At 70.2% G+C, this 14,196-nt stretch carries 17 protein-coding genes; 15 read left to right on the forward strand and 2 right to left on the reverse strand.

Annotated elements, in window-relative coordinates; all coding sequences use genetic code 11:
• Window positions 1-11: 11 nt before the first annotated feature.
• The 12 genes from QRX60_RS09845 to hypB are packed head-to-tail and all read left to right on the forward strand — an operon-like array spanning window position 12 to window position 8,877.
• Window positions 12-1,808 carry a nickel-dependent hydrogenase large subunit gene (locus QRX60_RS09845; protein WP_286000458.1) on the forward strand — a complete coding sequence of 599 codons (1,797 nt, stop codon included), beginning with the start codon at window positions 12-14 and terminating at the stop codon, window positions 1,806-1,808.
• Window positions 1,808-2,332 carry a NifU family protein gene (locus QRX60_RS09850; protein ID WP_286000459.1) on the forward strand — a complete coding sequence of 175 codons (525 nt, stop codon included), beginning with the start codon at window positions 1,808-1,810 and terminating at the stop codon, window positions 2,330-2,332. The genes QRX60_RS09845 and QRX60_RS09850 overlap by 1 nt, the downstream gene beginning before the upstream one ends.
• Complete coding sequence (locus QRX60_RS09855) at window positions 2,329-2,946, forward strand: DUF5947 family protein (RefSeq protein ID WP_286000460.1); 618 nt, start codon at window positions 2,329-2,331, stop codon at window positions 2,944-2,946. Before QRX60_RS09850 ends, QRX60_RS09855 begins: the two co-directional genes overlap by 4 nt.
• A complete protein-coding gene (locus QRX60_RS09860) occupies window positions 2,939-3,568 on the forward strand; it encodes a DUF6084 family protein (RefSeq protein WP_286000461.1) in 630 nt (209 codons plus the stop codon). Before QRX60_RS09855 ends, QRX60_RS09860 begins: the two co-directional genes overlap by 8 nt.
• On the forward strand, window positions 3,565-4,761 hold the full coding sequence (locus QRX60_RS09865; protein WP_286000462.1) for a hypothetical protein: 1,197 nt from the start codon (window positions 3,565-3,567) through the stop codon (window positions 4,759-4,761). Before QRX60_RS09860 ends, QRX60_RS09865 begins: the two co-directional genes overlap by 4 nt.
• Window positions 4,758-5,255, forward strand: coding sequence for a hydrogenase maturation protease (locus QRX60_RS09870; protein ID WP_286000463.1), 498 nt, complete (start codon window positions 4,758-4,760; stop codon window positions 5,253-5,255). The genes QRX60_RS09865 and QRX60_RS09870 overlap by 4 nt, the downstream gene beginning before the upstream one ends.
• A gap of 1 nt (window position 5,256) precedes the next feature.
• A complete protein-coding gene (locus QRX60_RS51570) occupies window positions 5,257-5,361 on the forward strand; it encodes a DUF6893 family small protein (RefSeq protein WP_408630220.1) in 105 nt (34 codons plus the stop codon).
• 5 nt (window positions 5,362-5,366) lie between these two features.
• On the forward strand, window positions 5,367-5,639 hold the full coding sequence (locus tag QRX60_RS09875) for a HypC/HybG/HupF family hydrogenase formation chaperone (RefSeq protein WP_286000464.1): 273 nt from the start codon (window positions 5,367-5,369) through the stop codon (window positions 5,637-5,639).
• 10 nt (window positions 5,640-5,649) lie between these two features.
• Window positions 5,650-6,777, forward strand: a complete 1,128-nt coding sequence (gene hypD / locus QRX60_RS09880; RefSeq protein WP_286000465.1) for a hydrogenase formation protein HypD — start codon at window positions 5,650-5,652, stop codon at window positions 6,775-6,777.
• On the forward strand, window positions 6,774-7,850 hold the full coding sequence (gene hypE, locus QRX60_RS09885) for a hydrogenase expression/formation protein HypE (RefSeq protein ID WP_286000466.1): 1,077 nt from the start codon (window positions 6,774-6,776) through the stop codon (window positions 7,848-7,850). The genes hypD and hypE overlap by 4 nt, the downstream gene beginning before the upstream one ends.
• Window positions 7,851-8,180, forward strand: a complete 330-nt coding sequence (gene hypA / locus QRX60_RS09890) for a hydrogenase maturation nickel metallochaperone HypA (RefSeq protein ID WP_286000467.1) — start codon at window positions 7,851-7,853, stop codon at window positions 8,178-8,180.
• A gap of 1 nt (window position 8,181) precedes the next feature.
• Window positions 8,182-8,877: a hydrogenase nickel incorporation protein HypB gene (hypB, locus tag QRX60_RS09895; protein ID WP_286000468.1), complete on the forward strand. Its 696-nt coding sequence runs from the start codon at window positions 8,182-8,184 to the stop codon at window positions 8,875-8,877.
• Here hypB and hypF read toward each other — a convergent pair.
• Both hypF and QRX60_RS09905 read right to left on the reverse strand, forming a co-directional pair.
• Window positions 8,810-10,990 (reverse strand): carbamoyltransferase HypF, encoded by a 2,181-nt coding sequence (gene hypF / locus QRX60_RS09900; protein ID WP_286000469.1) that lies wholly within the window; start codon window positions 10,988-10,990, stop codon window positions 8,810-8,812. The two genes, hypB and hypF, sit on opposite strands and share 68 nt — an antisense overlap.
• A gap of 4 nt (window positions 10,991-10,994) precedes the next feature.
• Window positions 10,995-11,912, reverse strand: a complete 918-nt coding sequence (locus tag QRX60_RS09905) for a LysR family transcriptional regulator (RefSeq protein ID WP_286000470.1) — start codon at window positions 11,910-11,912, stop codon at window positions 10,995-10,997.
• 86 nt (window positions 11,913-11,998) lie between these two features.
• On the opposite strand from QRX60_RS09905, the gene QRX60_RS09910 reads away from it, so the two are divergent.
• The 3 genes from QRX60_RS09910 (at window position 11,999) to QRX60_RS09920 (ending at window position 14,178) form a co-directional block, all read left to right on the forward strand.
• Window positions 11,999-13,333 carry an aspartate aminotransferase family protein gene (locus QRX60_RS09910; protein ID WP_286000471.1) on the forward strand — a complete coding sequence of 445 codons (1,335 nt, stop codon included), beginning with the start codon at window positions 11,999-12,001 and terminating at the stop codon, window positions 13,331-13,333.
• A gap of 72 nt (window positions 13,334-13,405) precedes the next feature.
• The gene (locus QRX60_RS09915; RefSeq protein WP_286000472.1) at window positions 13,406-13,978 is read left to right on the forward strand and encodes a hypothetical protein; all 573 of its coding nucleotides are present in this window, start codon (window positions 13,406-13,408) and stop codon (window positions 13,976-13,978) included.
• Window positions 13,975-14,178, forward strand: a complete 204-nt coding sequence (locus QRX60_RS09920) for a DUF6186 family protein (RefSeq protein WP_286000473.1) — start codon at window positions 13,975-13,977, stop codon at window positions 14,176-14,178. Before QRX60_RS09915 ends, QRX60_RS09920 begins: the two co-directional genes overlap by 4 nt.
• Window positions 14,179-14,196 lie beyond the last annotated feature (18 nt).

Below are 14,196 nucleotides of genomic sequence, written 5' to 3' on the forward strand. Positions count from 1 at the left end.
GGGATCGGGACATGACGGAGACGCAGACCGACAAGGGCATCAGCACCAAGGGCAGGACCGATCTCGTCGAAATGGCGTGGGATCCGATCACCCGGATCGTCGGCAGCCTCGGGATCTACACGAAGATCGACTGGGCGGCCAAGAGGGTCGTCGAGTGCCACAGCACGTCGTCGGTCTTCCGCGGCTACAGCATCTTCATGAAGGGCAAGGACCCGCGCGACGCGCACTTCATCACCAGCCGGATCTGCGGGATCTGCGGCGACAACCACGCGACGTGCTCGGTGTACGCCCAGAACATGGCCTACGGCGTCCGCCCGCCGCACCTCGGCGAGTGGATCCTCAACCTCGGCGAGGCCGCCGAGTACATGTTCGACCACAACATCTTCCAGGAGAACCTGGTCGGGGTCGACTACTGCGAGAAGATGGTCGCCGAGACCAACCCCGGCGTCCTGGAGCTGGCCAACCGCACCGAGGCACCGCACGCGCGTGACCACGGCTACCGGACCATCGGCGACATCATGCGCTCGCTCAACCCCCTGGAAGGCGAGTTCTACCGCGAGGCCCTCCAGGTCAGCCGCAGCACGCGCGAGATGTTCTGCCTGATGGAGGGCCGGCACGTCCACCCGTCGACGCTGTACCCCGGCGGCGTCGGCACGGTCGCCACCGTGCAGCTGTTCACCGACTACCTGACCCGGCTGATGCGCTACGTCGAGTTCATGAAGCGCTGCCTGCCGATGCACGACGACCTGTTCGACTTCTTCTACGAGGCCCTGCCCGGCTACGAAGAGGTCGGCCGGCGGCGGATCCTGCTCGGCTGCTGGGGCAGCCTCAACAACCCGGAGTACTGCGACTTCAGCTACGAGAACATGGAGTCGTGGGGCCGCAAGATGTTCGTGACGCCCGGCATCGTCGTCGACGGCAAGCTGGTCACCACCAGCCTGCTCGACATCAACCTCGGCATCCGGATCCTGCTCGGCAGCTCGTTCTACGAAGACTGGGCCGACCAGCCGATGTTCGTCACCCAGGACCCACTCGGCAACCCGGTCGACCAGCGGCACCCGTGGAACCAGCACACCATCCCGCGGCCGGCCAAGCGCGACTTCGACGGCAAGTACTCGTGGACGATGTCGCCGCGCTGGTTCGACGGCAAGGACCACCTGGCCCTCGACACCGGCGGCGGCCCGATCGCGCGCCTGTGGGTCACGGCGCTCGCCGGGCTCGTCGACACGCCGTACGTCAAGTCGACCGGGCACAGCGTCACGATCACCCTGCCGCGCACGGCGACCAAACCCGAAGTCGCCTTCGAGTGGAAGATCCCGCAGTGGAGCAACGCGCTCGAGCGCAACCGCGCCCGGACGTACTTCCAGGCGTACTCGGCCGCGATGGCGCTGCACTTCGGCGAGCAGGCGCTGGGTGAGGTCCGCAAGGGCAACACCAAGACGTGGGAGCCGTTCAAGGTCCCGGACGAAGGCGTCAGCTGCGGCTTCACCGAAGCCGTCCGCGGTGTGCTGTCGCACCACATGGTGATCAAGGGCGGCAAGATCGCGAACTACCACCCGTACCCGCCGACTCCGTGGAACGGCAGCGTGCGCGACAGCTTCGGCACGCCGGGGCCGTACGAGGACGCCGTGCAGAACACGCCGATCTTCGAGGAGAACACGCAGGAGAACTTCAAGGGCATCGACATCATGCGCGCGGTCCGCAGCTTCGACCCGTGCCTGCCCTGCGGCGTCCACATGTACACCGGCAAGGGCAAGGTCCTGGAGCGGCTGCACACCCCGCACGCGTTCGGCGGGGAGATCGGCTGATGACCGACGTCGACCGGGTCGGCGAGCGCATCGAGCAGCTGCTGGGCGAGTTCGACGGTGCCGACGCCGAGCTCGCCGAGGACCTCGTCCACACGCTGCTCGAGTTCTACGGCGCCGGCCTGGCCCGGATCGTCGAAGTCGTCGGAGCCGACCAGGCCCTGCTGGACCGCCTCGCCGAGGACGACCACATCCGCGGCCTGCTCGTGCTGCACGACCTGCACCCGAGGTCCACGCACGAGCGGGTCACGGAAGCGCTCGACAAGGTCCGGCCGTACCTGGGTTCGCACGCCGGCGACGTCGAACTCGTCGGGATCGACGACGGCGTCCTGCGGCTGCGGCTGCAGGGCACCTGCGACGGCTGCCCGTCGTCGACGGTCACCGCGAAGTACGCCATCGAGCGCGTGGTCCGGGAAGCGGCGCCGGAGATCGCCGACGTCGTCGTCGAAGGGGTCGCGCCGGAAGAGACCGGGCCCGGCGGGCGGCCGCTGCTGCCGCTGGTGCCGTGTCCCGTGGAGGTCCCGTGACGGGCGGCCTGCGCAGGTTCCGCACTCCCGCACCGCGCGCCGCGCCCGGCGAGCGGTGCGAGATGTGCGCGGAACCGATCGGCGCGGAGCACGGGCACGTCATCGACCTCGAGTCCCGGACGATCCTGTGCACCTGCCGGGGCTGCTACCTGCTCTTCACCCACCGCGGGGCGGGCGGGAAGCGGCACCGGGCGGTGCCGCAGCGCTTCAAGCACGCTCCGCGGTTCGGGCCGGGGATGGCGCTGTGGGAGTCGGCCGGGATCCCGGTGAAGACGGCGTTCCTGTTCCGCAATTCGGTGCAGGAACGCCCGGTCGCGTTCTATCCGAGCCCGGCGGGCGCGACCGAGTCGCTGCTGCCGCTCGGCACGTGGGACGAGCTGCTGGCGGGCACGCCGGCGTTCGCCGACATCGCCGACGACGTCGAAGCCCTGCTGCTGAACAAGCTCGACCTCGGCTTCGAGTGCTTCCTGGTGCCGATCGACGTCTGCTACGAGCTGGTCGGACTCGTCCGCGCGAAGTGGCGTGGCTTCGACGGCGGCACCGAAGCGCACGAGGCGATCGACGGGTTCTTCGCGCGGCTGCGGGAGCGCAGCGAGGTCGTGGCGGATGGCTGAGCTGACCTTCGACTGCATCGACGTCCGGCCGCTGAAGTACGCCGCGTCGCCGACGCTGGCGTTCAAGCTGCGGATCTCCGAGCTGACCGGGCAGCCCGTCCACGCGATGGTGCTGCGCGTCCAGATCCGCATCGAGCCGCAGCGCCGCCGGTACGCCGACGACGAGTCGGAGCTGCTCACCCACCTCTTCGGCGACCGGTCCCGGTGGGGCGAGACGCTGAAGCCGTTCCAGTTCACGACGATTTCGGTGACCGTGCCGGGGTTCACCGGCGCCACCGAGGTGGACGCCGAGGTGCCGTGCACCTACGACCTCGAAGTCGCGGCCGGCAAGTACTTCCACGCGCTGTCCGAGGGCGTCGTGCCGATGGTGCTGCTGTTCAGCGGCACCGTGTTCGGCAAGGGCGGACCGGGGTTCTGGGTCGAGCAGGTGCCGTGGCACACGCAGGCCGAGTGCCGGATGCCGGTGGCCGTCTGGGACGAGCTGATGTCCCGCTACTTCCCGAACGTCGCGTGGATCAAGCTGCCGCGGGACACGGTGGACGCGCTGCTCAAGTACAAGGCGCAGCACGCGATCCCGACCTGGGAAGCCGCGATCGAGCAGCTGCTGGCCGGTGGGCCGTGAACGCCGGGGACCAGGCCCGCGCGGTCGGCGACGCCGTGCTCTACGAGGGCTACCTCCTCTACCCGTACCGGGCGTCGGCGGGGAAGAACCGGGTGCGCTGGCAGTGGGGCGTGCTGGTGCCGCCGTCGTACGCGTCGGCCGAGATCGGCGAGCACGCGTCGACCCGCGTCGAGTGCCTGCTGGAGCCGATGGCCCACACGATCCTGCGCGTCAAGCTGCGGTTCCTGCAGGCACAGACGCGGCTGTCCCCGGACACCACGTGGGACGAAGCCGTCGAGCACGAGATCGACTTCGAGCTGCCGCTTGCGGACCTCCCGGTCGAGACACCGTTCCGCGTGCCCGGCGGCGAAGAGCGCGAAGACGCGCTCGTGCGACGGAGGCACGAGCTGTCCGGCGTCCTCAGTGCCCGGGTCGACCCGCTCGACGGGCCGTTCGGCGGCGCCCGGCTGCGGCTGGACCTGCACAACACGACGTCGTGGCGCTCCGACGGCGTCCGCGAGCACGCCCTTCGCCACGCGCTGCTCGCCGCGCACCTGGTGCTCGCCGTCGACACCGGGCACTTCCTGTCCATGCTGGACCCGCCGGAGTGGGCCAAGCCGGCCGTCGAAGCCTGCCGGCAGGAACGGCTGTGGCCGGTGCTGATCGGCGACACCGCCCGCAGCACGGTGCTGCTCGCGTCGCCGATCATCCTCTACGACAACCCGTCCATCGCCGCCGAAAGCGCCGGAGAACTCTTCGACGGCACCGAGATCGACGAGATCCTGACGCTGCGCACGATGACGCTGACCGACGAGGAGAAGCGCGAGGCCCGGGCCACCGACCCGCGCGCGGCGGCCATCGTCGACCGCGTCGACACGATGCCGCCGGAACTGCTCGACCGCCTGCACGGGACCGTGCGGTACCTGCGGTCGGTCACCGGCGAGCCCGAGTCCGAGACGGTGACCGTCGGGGGCGTCCGCGTCACGGCCGGGTCGAAGGTGCGGCTGCGGCCGAACCTGCGTGGCGCGGACGCCCAGGACATGTTCCTCGCCGGCCTGGTCGCGACGGTCCGCACCGTGCTGTCCGATGTGGACGGCATGACGCACGTGGCCGTCACCCTCGACGACGACCCGGGCGCCGACCTGCAGAACACGCACGGCCGGTTCCGGTACTTCTCACCCGACGAGATCGAGCCCATGGAGGTTGCGGAATGAGGCCACGAGTCCTGGTCGCCGGAATCGGCAACATCTTCCTCGGCGACGACGGCTTCGGCGTCGAAGTCATCAAGGAGCTGGAAGGCACCGACCTGCCGGAGTGGGTTCAGATCGCCGACTACGGCATCGCGGGCATGCACCTCGCCTACGACCTGATGGGCGGCTACGACACGACGATCCTGCTCGACGCGACACCGCACGGACGGCCGCCCGGCACGCTCTCGCTCATCGAGGCGGACACCGACGACCTGGCCGCCTCGGCGTCGATCGACGCGCACGGCATGCAGCCCGAAGCGGTGTTCCGGCTGCTGGGTTTGCTCGGCGGCGACGCCGGGCGGGTGCTGATCGTCGGGTGCGAACCGGCCTGCCTCGACGAAGGGATCGGGCTGTCGCCGGCGGTCGAGGCCGCGGTGCCGGCCGCGGTCCGCGCCGTCACCGAGCTCGCCTGGGGAACCAGTCCCGAACTGCCCCTCAAGGAGAAGACGGAGGTCTGACATGAAGCGTCTGCTGCTGCTGGCCGTGCTGCTCGGCGGGGCCACCTGGCTCGCCAAGCAGTTCGGGCCCGATATCCGGCGGTACCTCGAGATGAGCAGGATGTAACGGCCGTGTGCCTCGGGATCCCCGGCGAGATCATCGAAATCAGCGAGGAGCGACCGGACCTCGCAAAGGTGTCCGTGAGCGGTGTCAAGCGCACCATCAACATCGGCCTGCTGGAGGACGACCCACCGGTGCCGGGCGACTGGATCCTGATCCACGTCGGCTTCGCACTGTCCAAAATAGACGAACAGGAGGCGGCGGCCGCCCTGGAGTTCCTCGAGAGCATCGGCAAGGCTTACGAGGACGAAATGGCCGCCCTCCTGGAGTCCAGGATCGAATAGAGGAGTCGTCATGCGCTTCGTCGACGAGTTCCGCGACGCGGAGAAAGCGCGGGCGCTGTCCGCGAAGATCACGTCGTTGTGCGAGCCGGGCCGCCACTACAAGTTCATGGAGGTCTGCGGCGGGCACACGCACACCATCTACAAGCACGGCCTCGAGGACTACCTGCCCGAGAGCATCACGCTGGTGCACGGCCCGGGCTGCCCGGTGTGCGTGATCCCGATGGGCCGGATCGACGACGCCATCCACATCGCCCGGCAGCCCGGCGTGCTCATGACGTCGTTCGGGGACATGATGCGCGTGCCCGGCTCCGGCGGGAACTTCTTCGACTCCAACGCCGAGGGCACCAACATCCGCATGGTGTATTCGCCGCTCGACTCGCTGAAGATCGCGCGGCAGAACCCGGACCTGCGCGTCGTGTTCATGGCCATCGGGTTCGAGACGACCACGCCGTCCACCGCGATGACGCTGCTGCGCGCGGCCGCCGACGGCATCGAGAACTTCTCGGTGTTCGGCAACCACGTCACGATCATCCCGGCGATCAAGGCCATCCTCGACTCCCCCGACCTGCGGCTCGACGGCTTCATCGGGCCGGGGCACGTCTCCACGGTGATCGGCTGCCGTCCGTACGAGTTCATCGCCCGCGACTACGGCAAGCCCGTCGTGGTCGCCGGGTTCGAGCCCCTGGACATCCTGCAGTCGATCTACCTGCTGATGCTGCAGCTGTCGGAGAAGCGGGCCGAGGTCGAGAACCAGTACTCGCGGGTCGTGCCGTGGAACGGCAACCTCGTGGCGCTGAAGGCGATCAACGAGGTGATGGAGCTGCGACCCTACTTCGAGTGGCGCGGCCTCGGGTTCATCACGCACTCGGCGATGGCGATCCGCGAGAAGTACGCGAAGTTCGACGCCGAGCGGATCTTCGAGATCCCCGGGGTGCGCGTCGCCGACCCCAAGGCGTGCCAGTGCGGCGAGGTGCTCAAGGGCGTGCTGAAGCCGTGGGAGTGCAAGGTGTTCGGCACCGCGTGCACCCCGGAGACGCCGATCGGCACCTGCATGGTCTCGCCCGAAGGCGCCTGCGCGGCGTACTACAACTTCGGCCGGTTCAGCCGCCAGCGCGTCCGGGAGGCGAGCCGCGCATGACGACCACCGAGCGCGAGCAGCAGGTCCTCGACCGCATCGAGCGGGCCCGGCGCCGGCGCGCGAAGGTGCGTGAAGAGCGCATCACGCTGTCCCACGGCGCAGGCGGCAAGTCGACGCACACGCTCATCGAGGCCGTGTTCCTCGACGCGTTCCGCAACCCGCTGCTCGAGCCGCTGGAGGACGCGGCGTCGCTGACCATCGGCGACGCCCGGCTGGCCCTGACGACGGACTCCTACGTCGTCTCGCCGCTGTTCTTCCCCGGCGGGAACATCGGCGACCTGGCGGTCAACGGCACGGTGAACGACCTCGCCGTCTCCGGCGCGCGGCCGCTGTACCTGACCGCCGGGTTCATCCTCGAGGAGGGCTTTCCCGTCGAGGACCTGCTGAAGATCGTCGAGTCGATGAAGACGGCCGCCGAAGCGGCCGGCGTCCAGATCGTCACCGGCGACACGAAGGTCGTGCAGCGCGGCAAGGCCGACGGGGTCTACCTCAACACCGCCGGGGTCGGCGTGCTCACCCGCACCGGCCTCGGCGTCGCCACCGTGAAGCCCGGAGACGCCGTCCTCGTCTCCGGGCCGATCGGCGACCACGGCGTCACGATCATGCTGGCCCGTGGCGAGCTGGACATCGACGCCGACCTCGAGTCCGACACCGCACCGGTGCACGACCTGGTGGCGGGCCTGCTGGCCGCGGTGCCCGGCGTGCGCGCGATGCGCGACGCGACCCGCGGCGGCGTCGCGACGATCCTCAACGAGATCGCGAAGGCCGCGGAGGTCGCCGTGGTCGTCGACGAAAACGCCATCCCGGTCCGCGACGAGGTCCGCGGCGCGTCGGAGCTGCTGGGCATCGACCCGCTGTACGTCGCCTGCGAAGGCCGGATCGTGGTCGTCGTCGACGGCGCCCAGGCCTCGGACGCGCTGGCCGCGTTGCGCGCGAACCCGCTCGGCGCGGACGCGGCGGTGATCGGGCGAATCGCCGACGACCCGCCGGGGATCGTGCTGCTGAACACCGCGTTCGGCGGCACCCGGATCGTGGACCTGCTGGTCGGGGACCCGCTGCCGAGGATCTGCTGAATGCACGAAATGTCGATCACGCAGTCGGTCGTCGACGCGATCGTCGCCAAGCTGGGCGACGCGACGGTGACGAGCGTGCAGCTGGAGATCGGGCGGCTGTCCGGCGTGGTGCCGGACAGCGTCCGCTTCTGCTTCGACGTGCTGTGCACGGGCACTTCCCTCGAAGGCGCCCGGCTGGACATCGCCGAGCCGCCGGGCCGCGCCCGCTGCCACGACTGCGGCGAGGAGTTCGCCCTCGACGACTTCATCGTCCTGTGTCCCTGCGGCAGCGCCAACGCCGAGGTGCTGACCGGACGCGAACTGCGCATCACATCGGTGGAGGTGGTCTGACATGTGCGACACGTGCGGCTGTTCGGATTCCGAGGTGCGGATCACCGACCACACGCACACGGTGGTGCTGGAACAGGACATCCTGGCGAAGAACGACGAACTCGCGGCGCACAACCGCGCGCACCTGCGCGAGTCGGACGTCTTCGCGATCAACCTGATGAGCTCGCCCGGCGCCGGCAAGACGACGCTGCTGGAGCGGACCATCCGGGACCTCGACGTGCCCTGCGCGGTGATCGAGGGCGACCAGGAGACCCTGCTCGACGCCGAGCGGATCAAGGCCACGGGCGCACCGGTGGTGCAGATCAACACCGGTGCCGGCTGCCACCTCGACGCGTCGATGCTGCACCGGGCGCTGCATTCGCTGTCGCCCGCGCCCGGCTCGACGCTGTTCATCGAGAACGTCGGCAACCTGGTCTGCCCGGCGTTGTTCGACCTCGGCGAGGCGGCGCGGGTCGTGGTCCTGTCGGTGACCGAGGGACCCGGGAAGCCGTTGAAGTACCCGCACATGTTCGCCGCGACCGACCTCGTGCTGCTGAACAAGGTCGACCTGCTGCCCTACGTCGACTTCGACGTCGCCGAGTTCGAGCGGGACACGCGGCGGGTCAACCCTTCGGCGTCGATCCTGCCGCTCAGCGTGACTCGCGGCGACGGCCTTCAGGACTGGTACGACTGGCTACGGCGACCTGACCGAAACTGATCCCGCCGTCGTTGGTGGGCACGGTCCGGTGGGTGAGCACGCGGAACCCCGCGTGCTCGAGGTTTTCGACGGTCCGGTCGAGCAGCAGGACGTTCTGGAAGACCCCGCCGGAGAGCGCGACGGTGGTGCTGTGGTCGCGGAAGCGGTCGCAGGTCCGCACGATCGCGTCGGCGACGCCGTTGTGGAAGCGGGCGGCTCTCTTCGCCCGGGTGCCCGTGTCGTCCAGGAGGGCGGCGATAAGGTCTTCGCCGTGGACGACGTCGTCGACGCGTGCCCGGTAGGCGGACTTCTCGGCGGGATCGGCCAGCTGTTCCAGCTCGATGGCGGCCTGACCTTCGTAGGTGATGCTGTCGCGGACGCCGAGCAGCGCGGCCGCGGCGTCGAAGAGCCGTCCGGCGCTGGACGTCAGCGGTGAGTTGATGCCGCTGCGCTTGAGCTTCACGACGTCTTCCCGCGCCGGCCGGCCGAGTTCGTCCACATAGGACGCGGCCATCCGCCAAGGCTGCTTGATGGCCATGACGCCGCCGGGCATGGCTACCGGCCGGAGGTGGCTCAGCCGCTGGTAGCCGGCGAGGTCGGCGAGGAGGAACTCCCCGCCCCAGATGGTGCCGTCGGGGCCGAAGCCGGTGCCGTCGAAGGCGACGCCGAGGACCGGGCCGTCCTCGCCGTTGTCGGCCAGGCACGCGGCGATGTGGGCGTGGTGGTGCTGGACGCCGAGCAGCTCGACGTCCTGCTCGAGCGCGTATTTCGTGGACAGGTACTCGGGGTGCAGGTCGTGCGCGACGAGCACCGGGTCGACGTCGAAGAGGTGCTTGAAGTGCTCGATGCCCTCGGTGAACGCCTTCAGCGTCTCGTAGTTCTCGAGGTCGCCGATGTGGTGCGAGACGAAGGCGTGGCGGCCCTTGGCGAGGCAGAACGTGTTCTTGAGTTCGGCGCCGCAGCCCAGGAGGTGCTGCTTCGCGGGTCTGCGCAGCGTCACGGGCTCGGGCGCGTAGCCGCGCGAACGCCGTTGCAGCTGGGGTTCCTGCCGGACGATCCGCACCACGGAGTCGTCGGTGCGGACGTGGATGGGCCGGTCGTGGACGAGGAAGGCGTCGGCGATGTCCTCGAGGCGGCCCAGGTCCTCGTCGAGGTAGACGATGGGCTCGTCGGAGACGTTGGCGCTGGTCAGCACGATCGGCCCGGTGCTCTCCAGCAGCAGGTGGTGCAGCGGGGTGTAGGGCAGCATGAGCCCGATCCGGCGGTTCCCGGGCGCGACGGCGTCCGCGAGATCCGCCTTCTTCGGCAGCAGCACGATGGGCCGTCGCCGGCCGGTCAGCGCCCGCTCGGCGGCGTCGTCCACTTCGGCGAGTTCCCGGGCCTGCCTCAGATCGGCGACCATGACGGCGAACGGCTTGTCCTCCCGGTGCTTGCGCTGCCGAAGCCGGCGCGCGGCCTCCTGGTGCCGGGCACCGACGGCGAGGTGGTAGCCGCCGATCCCCTTGATCGCGACGACCTGCCCCGCGCGCAGGGCTTCGACGGTCGCCGGGATCGGCTCCCCGCCACCGGGCTCGAACCGCAGCGCGGGCCCGCAGGCCGGGCAGCAGACGGGCTGGGCGTGGAACCGCCGATCGGCCGGATCCTCGTATTCCTGCTTGCACTCGGCACACATCCCGAAGGCGGCCATGGTGGTGAGCGGCCGGTCGTAGGGCACGCCCTTGACGATGGTGAACCGCGGGCCGCAGTTGGTGCAGTTGACGAAGGGGTACCGGAACCGCCGGTCGCCGGGGTCCCGGAGTTCGCGAAGGCAGTCGTCACAGGTGGCGGAATCGGCGGAGATCAGCGTGTCGGCGGCCCCGCCGGCCGGGCTGGCGACGATCCGGAACCCGACATCCCCGTCGGGCGGAATCTCCCGGGTCTCGACCCGATCGACGACCGCCAGCGGCGGCGCCTGGTCCCTGAGTGCTTCGACGAAGGCTTCCACCCGGGCTTCCGGACCTTCGGCCTCGATGAAGACGCCGTGCACGTCGTTCCCGACGAACCCGGCGAGCCCGAACCTGGGCGCGAGCTGGTGGACGAAAGGCCGGAACCCGACGCCCTGGACCACTCCGGTGACACTGATCGCCACGCGCACCCGATCAGTCTGCGCTCCGGTCGACCCACGCGGCCAGTGCCGGGAGGTCCGGCGGCTGCCGCAGAGCGTCCAGCACCACGTTCACCCCCGCCCGCAACGGCGTCCCCCGGCGGACCACCGCCGCGATCGTGCGCGTCACCGGGGATGCCAGCTCGCGCGTCGCCACCCGGTACCGGCGGTCCACCGCCAGCTCCGGCAGCAGCGCGATCGACAGCCCGGCTTCCACGTGCTGCAACGTCATCAGGTAATTGCTGAACCGGCACACCACCCGAGGTTCGAAGCCCGACTCACGACACAACCGCAGCGTCAGGTTCGCCATGTACGACTGCGGGACGTCCAGTGCCCACGGCTCGTCCGCGAAGGCGGACAGCGAGGCCGGCCCGCGCGGGCCGCCCGGGGGTGTCACCAGCACGATCGGGTCCGTTGCCAGCGGGACGATGTCGAGGTCGGGGCCCAGCGGCAGCTGCACGAAGTCGGTCGTCGTGATGATCACGTCCGCGTCGCCGCCGCGCAGGGCCGGGATGCTCTCGTGGGGCTCCAGCTCCAGCAGCTCGACCTCCAGGTGCGGGTACGCGCCCGCGAGCCGCGTCACCGCCGGGACCGCCATCGTGTGGATCGCGCTCTGGAACGCTCCGAGCCGGACCTGGCCGACCGGCTCCTCGCCGAGGCTGCGCAGCTCCGCCTCGACCGTGTCCATGTGGTCGAGGATCGCCCGCGCGCGCCGCGCCAGCATCAGCCCGGCCGGGGTCAGGCGGACCCGGCGGCCGGTGCGTTCCAGCAGCTGGGTGCGGGTCTCCGCTTCGAGCACGGCCAGCTGCTGCGACACGCTCGACGCGCTCAGGTTCGCGTCCTGCGCCACCGCGCGGACCGTCCCCAGCGTGTCGAGCCGGCTCAGCAGCCGCAGGCGCCACGGGTTCAGCATCACCCCATTCTTGTGCGGAAGAACCGAACAAGAAAGCCGGAATCGTGAGATGGACGTGTCGCTCGGTGCGGCCTTACCGTCGAAGCATGGCTGCTCCGACCTCCGCACTGTCCACGTCCGAAGCCTTCTGGGCCGACGCAGACCGGCACCTCGTGCGCTACGCCGGCGCCGGCGCGTTCACCCGCGAGATCATCGACCACGCCGAAGGCAGCTTCGTCTTCACCGAAGACGGCCGCCGCATCCTCGACTTCACCTCCGGTCAGATGAGCGCGATCCTCGGGCACTCGCACCCGGAGATCGTCGACACCGTCCGGCGGCAGGCCGCCAAGCTCGACCACCTGTTCAGCGGCATGCTGAGCCGCCCGGTCGTCGACCTCGCCCGGCGCCTCGCCGAGACGCTCCCGGCGCCGCTGGAGAAGGCACTGCTGCTGACCACCGGCGCGGAGTCCAACGAAGCCGCCCTCCGCATGGCGAAGCTCGTCACCGGCAAGCACGAGGTCGTCTCGTTCGCCCGGTCGTGGCACGGCATGACGCAGGCCGCGGCGAGCGCGACGTACAGCGCCGGCCGTCGCGGGTACGGGCCCGCCGCGCCCGGCAACTTCGCCATCCCGGCGCCCAACGCGTACCGGCCGGACTTCACCGACGCCGACGGCCGCCTCGACTGGCGCCGCCAGCTCGACTTCGGCTTCGAGCTGATCGACGCGCAGTCCGTCGGGAGCCTCGCAGCGTGCATCGTCGAGCCGATCCTCAGCTCCGGCGGCATCATCGAACCGCCGCCCGGCTACTTCGCCGCGTTGCGGGAAAAATGCCGTGAACGCGGCATGCTGCTGATCCTCGACGAGGCCCAGACCGGGCTCTGCCGCACCGGGAACTGGTACGCGTTCGAGCGCGACGGCGTCGTCCCGGACATCCTGACGCTGTCGAAGACGCTCGGCGCCGGGCTCCCCCTCGCGGCGGTGCTGACCAGCGCCGAAATCGAGCAGGAGGCGCACGAACGCGGGTTCCTGTTCTTCACCACGCACGTCGCGGACCCGCTGCCGGCGGCGGTCGGCAACACCGTCCTGGACGTCCTGGCCCGCGACCGCCTCGACGAGCGCGCGCTCCGGCTGGGCTCGCTGTTGCGCCACGGCCTCGAGCGCATCGCCCACCGGCACGAGGTCGTCGGCGACATCCGCGGCCGCGGCCTGCTGGCCGGGCTGGAGCTGGTCGTCGACCGCGAGACCAAGCGCAGCTCGGACGAGCTGGGCGCGCGCGTCACGCGGCGCTGCCTGGAACTCGGGCTGCACATGAACATCGTGCAGCTACCCGGAATGGGCGGGGTGTTCCGGATCGCGCCGCCGTTGACGGCTTCCGAAGAGGAGATTTCGCTCGGCCTCTCGATCCTCGACGAGGCCATCGGGGACGCCGTCAAGACACTCTGAGGGCGGAATCCGGTGGCCTGCCGCGACGTTCTTCGTTAGGACTGACAAGGACCTGTCGCGAAGGAGCTCCCCATGGCTCTCGGCTTCCCCAGTCGCTCGCTCACCGTCGACCTGCCGGTCATCGCGCTCACCCTCGCGGCGATCGCGCACTGGATCCGGGGCGCGCCGGCGGACGCGCTGATCTTCCTGGCGGTCACGCTGCTGCTCCTGATCACCGAACGCCCCTCGGCGGACGACGGGTTCGAGCTCGCGGAACCGTTCCGGGTGCCGGGGTTCGCGGTGGTCGCGGCGGGGTTGCTGGTGCTGGCGTTCGGCCGCGACAGCGTCCCGGTGGCGGTCGCGATCTCGGCGATCGGACTGGTCGCGCTGTTCGCGGAGTGGCGCGACCCGTCGCTGCCGGTGGACCGGCCGGTGCCGCGCCGGGCGTGGCTGTGGTCGGCGGTGGCGCTCTCGTGGTGCGCGTGGGAACTGCTGTCGTTCGTCTACGAGCAGGCGGCGGGCGGGCTGTCGGTGACCCACCCGACGATGAGCGACCTGGTCGACCCGCTGCTGGCGAGCCGGATCGTCCAGGCGCTGGCGATCACGGGCTGGCTGGCGGCGGGCCTGGCGATGCTGCGCGCGGCGGCCACGGCGAGGCGGTCGTGAGCACCCGGGTCGTCACGGAGCTGGGCTTCGGGCTGATCGTCCTGGCGGCGATCGGCCTGGGCGTGGCGAGCCACGTGTGGCCGAAGCGGGTCCCGAAGCTGACGAGCGTGCTGGCCGTGGTGATGCGGCGGCGGAGCGCGCGGATCGCGTTCGTGCTGGCCTGGTGGTGGGTGGGCTGGCACTTCTTCGTGGGGCATTGAGAAAGGTCTCCTTGCCGG

Source organism: Amycolatopsis mongoliensis, assembly GCF_030285665.1.
In the GTDB taxonomy this organism is placed as follows: domain Bacteria; phylum Actinomycetota; class Actinomycetes; order Mycobacteriales; family Pseudonocardiaceae; genus Amycolatopsis; species Amycolatopsis mongoliensis.

Excerpts from the sequence above, each read along its gene's own strand:
- QRX60_RS09905 (WP_286000470.1), bottom strand. The coding sequence starts at position 11,912 with ATGCTGAACCCGTGGCGCCTGCGGCTGCTGAGCCGGCTCGACACGCTG.
- hypB (WP_286000468.1), top strand. The coding sequence starts at position 8,182 with ATGTGCGACACGTGCGGCTGTTCGGATTCCGAGGTGCGGATCACCGAC.
- hypE (WP_286000466.1), top strand. The coding sequence starts at position 6,774 with ATGACGACCACCGAGCGCGAGCAGCAGGTCCTCGACCGCATCGAGCGG.
- QRX60_RS09910 (WP_286000471.1), top strand. The coding sequence starts at position 11,999 with ATGGCTGCTCCGACCTCCGCACTGTCCACGTCCGAAGCCTTCTGGGCC.
- QRX60_RS09845 (WP_286000458.1), top strand. The coding sequence starts at position 12 with ATGACGGAGACGCAGACCGACAAGGGCATCAGCACCAAGGGCAGGACC.
- QRX60_RS09915 (WP_286000472.1), top strand. The coding sequence starts at position 13,406 with ATGGCTCTCGGCTTCCCCAGTCGCTCGCTCACCGTCGACCTGCCGGTC.
- QRX60_RS09860 (WP_286000461.1), top strand. The coding sequence starts at position 2,939 with ATGGCTGAGCTGACCTTCGACTGCATCGACGTCCGGCCGCTGAAGTAC.
- QRX60_RS09870 (WP_286000463.1), top strand. The coding sequence starts at position 4,758 with ATGAGGCCACGAGTCCTGGTCGCCGGAATCGGCAACATCTTCCTCGGC.
- hypD (WP_286000465.1), top strand. The coding sequence starts at position 5,650 with ATGCGCTTCGTCGACGAGTTCCGCGACGCGGAGAAAGCGCGGGCGCTG.
- hypA (WP_286000467.1), top strand. The coding sequence starts at position 7,851 with ATGCACGAAATGTCGATCACGCAGTCGGTCGTCGACGCGATCGTCGCC.
- QRX60_RS51570 (WP_408630220.1), top strand. The coding sequence starts at position 5,257 with ATGAAGCGTCTGCTGCTGCTGGCCGTGCTGCTCGGCGGGGCCACCTGG.
- QRX60_RS09850 (WP_286000459.1), top strand. The coding sequence starts at position 1,808 with ATGACCGACGTCGACCGGGTCGGCGAGCGCATCGAGCAGCTGCTGGGC.